At 57.9% G+C, this 1,830-nt stretch carries 1 rRNA gene (running past one end of the window); it reads right to left on the bottom strand.

Annotated elements, in window-relative coordinates:
* A 23S ribosomal RNA gene (locus ACZ7EG_RS39995) occupies window positions 1–1,699 on the bottom strand; it reaches 1,489 nt to the left of the window's first position.
* Between the last annotated feature and the right edge of the window lie 131 nt (window positions 1,700–1,830).

The raw sequence follows: 1,830 nt of genomic DNA, 5'->3' as shown, positions 1-1,830 counted from the left end.
ACGCCTACACCCTTACCCCGGGACAACCACCGCCCGGGATGGACTACCTTCCTGCGTCACCCCATCACTCACCTACTAACCGCTTGGTTCGGCGGCTCCACCACTCCCCTTTGCCCGAAGGCTCCGGGGCGGCTTCACGGCCTTAGCATCACGATGCTCGATGTTTGACGCTTCACAGCGGGTACCGGAATATCAACCGGTTATCCATCGACTACGCCTGTCGGCCTCGCCTTAGGTCCCGACTTACCCTGGGCAGATCAGCTTGACCCAGGAACCCTTAGTCAATCGGCGCAAACGTTTCTCACGTTTGTATCGCTACTCATGCCTGCATTCTCACTCGTGAACCGTCCACAACTCGCTTCCGCGGCTGCTTCACCCGGCACACGACGCTCCCCTACCCATCACAGCCGGCGTTGGCCGTATTGCTGCAATGACACGACTTCGGCGGTACGCTTGAGCCCCGCTACATTGTCGGCGCGGAATCACTAGACCAGTGAGCTATTACGCACTCTTTCAAGGGTGGCTGCTTCTAAGCCAACCTCCTGGTTGTCTCTGCGACTCCACATCCTTTCCCACTTAGCGTACGCTTAGGGGCCTTAGTCGATGCTCTGGGCTGTTTCCCTCTCGACCATGGAGCTTATCCCCCACAGTCTCACTGCCGCGCTCTCACTTACCGGCATTCGGAGTTTGGCTAAGGTCAGTAACCCGGTAGGGCCCATCGCCTATCCAGTGCTCTACCTCCGGCAAGAAACACACGACGCTGCACCTAAATGCATTTCGGGGAGAACCAGCTATCACGGAGTTTGATTGGCCTTTCACCCCTAACCACAGGTCATCCCCCAGGTTTTCAACCCTGGTGGGTTCGGTCCTCCACGAAGTCTTACCTCCGCTTCAACCTGCCCATGGCTAGATCACTCCGCTTCGGGTCTTGAGCGTGCTACTGAAACGCCCTATTCGGACTCGCTTTCGCTACGGCTTCCCCACACGGGTTAACCTCGCAACACACCGCAAACTCGCAGGCTCATTCTTCAAAAGGCACGCAGTCACGAGGCAAGCACAAGTGCTTGCCCGACGCTCCCACGGCTTGTAGGCACACGGTTTCAGGTACTATTTCACTCCGCTCCCGCGGTACTTTTCACCATTCCCTCACGGTACTATCCGCTATCGGTCACCAGGGAATATTTAGGCTTAGCGGGTGGTCCCGCCAGATTCACACGGGATTTCTCGGGCCCCGTGCTACTTGGGTGTCTCTCAAACGAGCCGCTGACGTTTCGACTACGGGGGTCTTACCCTCTACGCCGGACCTTTCGCATGTCCTTCGCCTACATCAACGGTTTCTGACTCGTCCTGTCGCCGGCAGACGACAGAAGAGAGATCCCACAACCCCGCATACGCAACCCCTGCCGGGTCTCACACGTATACGGTTTGGCCTCATCCGGTTTCGCTCGCCACTACTCCCGGAATCACGGTTGTTTTCTCTTCCTGCGGGTACTGAGATGTTTCACTTCCCCGCGTTCCCTCCACATACCCTATGTGTTCAGGTATGGGTGACAGCCCATGACGACTGCCGGGTTTCCCCATTCGGAAACCCCCGGATCAAAGCCTGGTTGACGACTCCCCGGGGACTATCGTGGCCTCCCACGTCCTTCATCGGTTCCTGGTGCCAAGGCATCCACCGTGCGCCCTTAAAAACTTGGCCACAGATGCTCGCGTCCACTGTGCAGTTCTCAAACAACGACCAGCCACCCATCACCCCGCCCTTACAGGCGAGTTCACTGGGGCCGGCACTGAGGAAAGTTCATTCCCTCAGACACCCAACAGCGTGCCCGA

This window comes from Streptomyces sp. NPDC037100, assembly GCF_055606225.1.
Note: the sequence above shows the minus strand (reverse complement) of the source record. Positions and strands in the feature narration are given on the sequence as shown.